7 protein-coding genes are annotated in these 6,286 nt (G+C 68.0%); 4 read left to right on the top strand and 3 right to left on the bottom strand.

What is annotated here, in order from left to right; all coding sequences use genetic code 11:
- The first annotated feature begins 40 nt into the window (after positions 1–40).
- Positions 41–259, top strand: coding sequence for an MbtH family protein (locus ACIHAX_RS00205; protein ID WP_355074840.1), 219 nt, complete (start codon positions 41–43; stop codon positions 257–259).
- A 71-nt stretch (positions 260–330) separates the two neighbouring features.
- Here ACIHAX_RS00205 and ACIHAX_RS00200 read toward each other — a convergent pair whose 3' ends face one another.
- Positions 331–1,866, bottom strand: coding sequence for a helix-turn-helix domain-containing protein (locus ACIHAX_RS00200; RefSeq protein WP_397275008.1), 1,536 nt, complete (start codon positions 1,864–1,866; stop codon positions 331–333).
- A 67-nt stretch (positions 1,867–1,933) separates the two neighbouring features.
- Here ACIHAX_RS00200 and ACIHAX_RS00195 point away from each other — a divergent pair, with 67 nt between their 5' ends.
- The 3 genes from ACIHAX_RS00195 to ACIHAX_RS00185 all read left to right on the top strand — a co-directional run bounded on the left by ACIHAX_RS00195 (position 1,934) and on the right by ACIHAX_RS00185 (position 3,441).
- Positions 1,934–2,122 carry a hypothetical protein gene (locus ACIHAX_RS00195; RefSeq protein ID WP_355074836.1) on the top strand — a complete coding sequence of 63 codons (189 nt, stop codon included), beginning with the start codon at positions 1,934–1,936 and terminating at the stop codon, positions 2,120–2,122.
- A gap of 6 nt (positions 2,123–2,128) precedes the next feature.
- Positions 2,129–2,395 carry a hypothetical protein gene (locus ACIHAX_RS00190; protein WP_355074834.1) on the top strand — a complete coding sequence of 89 codons (267 nt, stop codon included), beginning with the start codon at positions 2,129–2,131 and terminating at the stop codon, positions 2,393–2,395.
- 554 nt (positions 2,396–2,949) lie between these two features.
- Positions 2,950–3,441: a DUF6924 domain-containing protein gene (locus ACIHAX_RS00185; protein WP_397275319.1), complete on the top strand. Its 492-nt coding sequence runs from the start codon at positions 2,950–2,952 to the stop codon at positions 3,439–3,441.
- Between the two features lie 200 nt (positions 3,442–3,641).
- On the opposite strand, the gene ACIHAX_RS00180 is transcribed toward ACIHAX_RS00185, so the two are convergent.
- Entirely contained in the window at positions 3,642–4,529 is an 888-nt protein-coding gene (locus tag ACIHAX_RS00180; RefSeq protein ID WP_355074830.1) for an aldo/keto reductase, read from the bottom strand.
- A gap of 492 nt (positions 4,530–5,021) precedes the next feature.
- A complete protein-coding gene (locus tag ACIHAX_RS00175; RefSeq protein WP_364424913.1) occupies positions 5,022–6,266 on the bottom strand; it encodes a TetR/AcrR family transcriptional regulator in 1,245 nt (414 codons plus the stop codon).
- Positions 6,267–6,286: the final 20 nt, after the last annotated feature.

The following is a 6,286-nucleotide window of genomic DNA, read 5'->3' as shown; positions in this document are numbered from 1 at the left end:
ACCCCCCAACCTGATCTGACCAGGAAGAAGGAAATCCGAAATGACCAACCCGTTCGACGACGACAACGCCAAGTTCTACGTCCTGATCAACCAAGAAGGCGAACATTCCCTATGGCCGGTCTTCGCCGCCGTTCCCGGCGGCTGGTCCATCGCCTACGGCGCCGCCAACCGCAAGTCCTGCCTGGAGTACGTCGAGACGCACTGGGTGGACATGCGTCCCAAGTCGCTCATCGAAGCCATGTCCACCGAGGCGAACTGACCACCTGAATACGCGGGGCGCGCCGGTCCACATCCCCCTGCCGACCGGTGCGCCCCGCCTCGTCTCCGGGCTCAGACCTCGGCGTGCGCCGCGTCGATCACCGCGTGCGCGTGCTGCCGCCATTCCGCGACGGCTCTGGTGCGCAGGCCGCCGAGCGCCGAGTCGAACTGTTTCGCGCGCTTGGTGACCGTGAGCCCCACGTAGGTGTGCGCGTTCGTGATGGCGCTGGTCGCCACCGCGCAGGCCTCCTCGACCTCGCCCGAGGCCAGCAGCGCCGTGGCGTGCTCGAAGCGGACCAAGGCGGGCTCCATGGTCTCCGACGGGTCGTACAACGCCATCGCGCGGGCGGCCGCCACGGCGGTCTCCTCGGCGCGGCCGAGCCGGGAATATCCGATCGCCTGATAAAAAGCGAGTTTCTCCGGGCGGAAAGAAAAAATACCGACCGAAAGGTCTTCGGACCCGACGTCTTCCAAAGCCGATGCCGATCGTGCGATACACCGCGCGAATTCATCGGCGTGCCCGAGACTGGCGTGCGCACGCGCCGCCATTCCCCACAACCATGCGGCGGCCGGGCCGTAAGACGGATTTTCTTGCAAGCGGCCGTCGAGTAACTGCAAAACTTCCTTCGGTTTATCGCTATACGTCGGCAAATACGCGAGCCCGGCCAGGGCGATGTCCTCCGAATAACGGTCGCCGATGTCCTGCGCGGCGTGGATCGCGGTGGCATACCACATGCGCGCCTGACCGAAATGCCCTTCGTTGAAGAGGATCTCGCCCACCACGTTCGCCAGCCGTCCGGCCGTGCGCACCAATCGGACCTGCTGATGGGTGGGCTGCCGTTCGCCGAGACAGCCACGTACCAGCCGGAATTGCTCGAGCCCCGTCTGCAACAGCTCGTGGGGCGGAACCTGCACCACCCGCGTGCCCAGGACCTCGGCCGACTGCTCCAGGAACGCCAGTCGCCGTTCGCTGATCGACCCCGCGTCGAGGGTTGCCAGCATCCTCTCCGGTTCGCTCGCCACCAGGTCCGCCGCCTGGCCTGCCATGCCCGCGCCGATGCAGGCCAGCAGTTCTCGCCTTCTCACGTCGTCTTCCTCGACTTCCTTGTCGAGCCCGATTTCCCTACCGAGCTTGGTGTGCCTTTCGGGCGCCGAATCGGCGCGTTCGTAGTCGGGGGCCGGCTCCTGGCGCGTGGTGATCGCGCGCTCGAATCGTTCGGCGACGACGGAATCGACGCCCGACAAGACCCTGTCCAGGAGACGCTGGCTAGCGGCGTGCATCCGGGTTGTCCGGCCGTTCTCCCACAGGACCACGGTGCGCGGTGTGACGCCCACCAGACGCGCGAATTCGTAACGGCTTCGCTTCATCGCCGTGCGAAGCGCATGTACAGCTTCGCCCGTCCAGTCGACCTCCACCATAGGTCTCTCTTCCTCGCTCCAGGCCGCTACAAACGGAAAGTACTCGCAATTACCGCATTCGGGTCTGTTATCTACCGAATCGCAACGCGCACTGTTGAATCGCACCCGGCATCGGGGGTCCGCCCAAACCCTGTCGAGGGCGCCCGTTGTCCGGAACCCGGCGCACGGTCCCGACACGGCCCGATCCATCCGTGTCGAGCGCGGCTCCGGCGGCGCCTTCTCGGTGCCGGGTGCACTGCGCTTATGGAGGTGAACGATGGACGTGTTGCACTCGGATGTCCGAGAGCTGTGGTTGATTCAGAGCCGCGACTGCTCGCAGGAACCGCTCGGCCTGACCTATGACCGCGCGCGGTTCCTGTGCGCCGTCCACGCCGGGCACGGCGCACACTGCAGGCAATACCTAACCGCGTCGGCGTTCTGTTCCCGGCAGGCCGCCGACCAGTGAGCGGCCGTGAATCCGCTGCTGAGCATGCTCGGCGCGTGCACCTTGCTGGTGGCCGCGATCGTCGGCGTCGGCTCCTGCCTGCCGCACGGCGGCGCGGAGGACGCGCACCGACCGCCCGATGAGCCGTTCACCGTCGAGCAGGCGCACCGCGTGATGCAGGGCCACCGCCCCTGCCGCGCCGACGCCTGCCCCCGCAAACAAGCGGCCTTCCGCACCTTGGTCGCATCCGGCCGCGTCGTCCCCGACAGCAGGGCCGACGGATACTCGCGCTGACCGACTGTCAGCGCACCGAACTCGTTGCCGGCAGCGTGATCCGCCCGCCAACGACGTTCATCCCCTGCACGGGACTACGGCGAGGGAGCCCCGGCAGCGCCGAAGTCCTCGTACCCCGTACGACGGGGTACGAGGACTTCCCGGTGCCCGCGGAACCGAGTCGATGTCGGAGGGGTACATCGACCTGAGCGAGTGGCATACGGCCGCGGCGAACCCGAGTGGGCCCTCGGTGATGTGCCACTCGCGGTGTCAGTCGATTTCGGGCGGCCGTCCCCATCGCTGCTCGTACCGTTGCGGCGACATGAATTCCAAGCCCGTCGTGGTATCCGCGTGGTGGCATCGTGCCGCGTGGCAATCGCCACCACACCCAGGGTCGCAGCAGTTGTCACCGGAGCCCGCAGGGAACTCGACATCTCCCATGGAATCAACGATATCCGCAAGGGACGCTAATCGGCGGGAGTGCGACCCACCGCAGCCTCGCCGGGGGACCGAGCACGGAGTGAGTAGGCTTCCGGCACGTGAGGTTCGGTCCGATAGCGGTCACTGCGTTGGCCGTGGTGGTGATCGCTGCGTGTTCGGCCGACAGGGGCCCGATCTCGGCGAGGGAGGAGAACGCGATGCTGTTGCCCGACGGCGATTCCCTGTTCATCAGAACGTATTTCGCCGACGACGCCGCCTGGTCCGAAACTTTGGATGCCGCGCTGCAGCCGTGGGACCTCGGTGACGGGATACTCGCCTATGCGGATATCACGCCGGTCGATGACCGTCGCTTCGAAGGTCTGACGGTGGAGAAGTTGGAAGAAATCGTTCCAGCGCCACCGCCCTACTACCTCTTCCTGGCGGACAAGCGAACGATGACCGATCCCGAACGCCCGATACTCGTCGTGGATACGAGCCGGGGCAACACGGACGTCGTCGGTTTCCAGACCTTCCGCGTGGTGCCCACCGAAATGCCTGCCGTGGAGAACAACCTGTCGCTGTCGAACATGGACTTCGAGGACTTCTCCGAAAACGTCGACGCCGACGGGGTGTTCCGCGGCTTCTGATGCGGGCCGTTATGTGCCACTCGCGGGGCCGGTCGATATCTGGTGGCCGTCCCCATCGCTGCTCGTATTGCCGCGGCGTCATGAATACCCAGCCCGCCACGACAGCCAGGGCGCATGAGTCATGACCGGGTGAAGTCGCGGTCGCGTCGGCCGCCGCCTGAGCACCCCGCCGCGGGGCGCTCAGCCGACAGCCGCGGCGGTCAGTTTCCGGTCGACCTGGCGGCGTCCGACAGTTCCTCGAATTCCTTGTCCGTCAGCTCGATTCGCGCGGCGGCGATGTTCTCCTCGACGTGCGCGACGCTGGAGGTGCCCGGGATCGGCAGCATGACGGGGGAGCGGCGCAGCAGCCAGGCCAGGGCGAGCTGGGCGGGGGTCGCGCCGTGCTCGGCGGAGATGGCGGCCAGCGGACCGCCGGGAGCGGCGAGTTCGCCCGTGGCGATGGGGAACCACGGGATGAAGCCGATGTTCTCCTGCTCGGCGTAGTTCAGCACGTCCTCGTCGGCGCGGTTGGCGAGGTTGTACAGGTTCTGCACCGAGACGATGGTGGCGAGTTCGCGCACCTGGCGCAGCTGTTCGACGGTCACCTGCGAGAGGCCGATGTGCCGGATCTTGCCCTCCTGCTGGAGTGCGACCAGCTCGCCGATCTGGTCGGCCAGCGGCACCTGCGAGTCGATGCGATGCAGCTGGTACAGATCGATCCGGTCGACGCCGAGATGGCGCAGGCTCAGTTCCGCTTGCTGGCGCAGGTATTCGGGCCGCGCGACCGGGCGCCACTCGTTCGGACCCTGCCGCGTGAGACCGGCCTTGGTGGCGATGACCAGGCCCTCCGGATAGGGGTGCAGGGCCTTGCGGATCAGTTTCTCGCTGACGAACGGACCGTAGGAGTCGGCGGTATCGATGAAGTTCACGCCGAGCTCCACCGCCCGGCGCAGCACCCGTACCGCCTCGTCCGGGTCCTTGGGGTCACCCCAGACGCCGGGGCCGGTCAACTGCATCGCGCCGTATCCCAGCCGATGCACCGGAAGATCGCCGCCGATGGCAAAGGTTCCGGATGCCGCGGCGGGTTGCGCGTCGAGATCTGTGCTCATGAGAATCTTCTTTCCGAAGTCGGAGACTGCGCCGATGCCCTGCGAATGTCGCGCCGGGACCGGACGCGGGCCTTTCTACCGCAACAGCATTGCCCCGAGGCCGATTCCGCCCCGGCGTTCGCCGGTGGCGAAAACCGGCCGTGCCCTCGAACTGGCCCAGGACCCGCGCCCGATGTCCGGCCTATCGGCAACGCCCACGTAGTCGGCACGGATCCCACCGTACTCGGACTCGGGAATCGAGCACCCCGAGCGACCAGCCGCGAACGAAAGCTTCCGCCACGATTCCGCCGGTACAACGCGCGCCGACTCCCGCGCTCGGCCGACTCGGCGATACTCGTGCCATCGAGTGGCACCTCGCCGCGGTGGCCACACACGATTCGCCGCGGCCGTGTGCCCACTCGCGAACGAAGGCGTCGAGCCGGTTCGCCGGTCGGTCGGCCGCCGTTACCGGACCGACGGTGCGCTGTCGCCCACGACCGTGGGCCACCCGCGCTACGGCGTCAGGTGGCCGAAGAGGATCGCCTGCATCAGGCGCACCACGCGCCGGGGGGAGCAGGCCGGGTCGGTGGAGCCGAAGCGTTCGCCCAGGTCGACGACCAGGGCGAAGGCGGCGTGCACCAGCAGCCGCGCCTCGGCGGCGGACAACTCGGGCCGCACGCCGCCCAGCAGTTTGGCCCATTCCTCCACGTTGAGGCGCTGGATATTGCGCAGCACCGTGCGCTCCTCCGGCGGCACGTTGCTGATCTCGGCGTAGTAGACGAAGGTCAGCTCGCGCTCGGCGAACGAGCCGGCCACGTACAACTCGATCAGGGTGTCGAGCGCTTGCTGGGGCGTCTCGGCCGCGGAGACGGCAGGCCCGATGGCGGCCGACACCCGATCCGCGGCCCGGCGGAACGCCGCCGTGAGGATGTCGCCCTTGCCGCGGTAGAACCGGTACACCGCCGAGGATGCGGGCAGTCCGGCGGCGTTGGCGATGTCCTCCACGCTGACGTTCGGGTATCCGCGCTGGTGGAACAGTTCGACCGCGCGCATCAGCAGCAATTCGTGTTTGAAGGTGAGCGGGATCTCGGTCGCGGTGAAGTTCTCGGCCTCGGCGCTGCCGGGCGGCGGCAGCTCGCACGCGGCGAGTGCGTGGCAGGCCGCGGTGAGCCGCGCGGTGAGCGTCCGCACCGGGATCGACACATGGTGATCACCGATGCTGCTGAGCACGCTCAGTTCCGCCGCGGCCAGGACGGCGCGATCGGCCTTCGACAGCGCGGGCCTGGTCTCGGCGAGCAGTGCGGTGAGCGTCGCGTTCACGCCCGCGAGCTGATCGGCCAGCGTGTCCGCGTCGTCTTCCTCCAGGTAGCGCCGCTGCCAGCGCAACAGCGCCGCGCTGCGCCGGTTGACGATGGCGGCCTCGATCAAGGCGTCGAGCACCCGCGCGAGCCGCTGCTCGGCGGACAGGTCCGTGGCTTCGGGCAGCCGGACCGCTTCGGCGCTGACCGCGCCCAACCGCAACACTTCCTCGCGGAACAGCGCGTACTTGCTCGGATAGTGGCGATACAGCGCCGCGGAGCTGATGTCGAGCCGAGAGGCGATGTCGTCCATGCTGACGCCGTGGTAGCCGAGCGCCCCGAACGCCTCGGCCGACGCCGCCGCGATCTGGGCGCGGCGGTCACGTGGTCGGCGCCGGATCACGCGTGCCGGTGTCCCGTCGGCCGCCTTGTCCGCGGCATGGCGGTCCTGGGCACCCATGCCGCGATGGTAGCCCAACA

The sequence above is a fragment of the Nocardia sp. NPDC051929 genome, from assembly GCF_044548645.1.
GTDB lineage: Bacteria > Actinomycetota > Actinomycetes > Mycobacteriales > Mycobacteriaceae > Nocardia > Nocardia sichangensis.
Note: the sequence above shows the minus strand (reverse complement) of the source record. Positions and strands in the feature narration are given on the sequence as shown.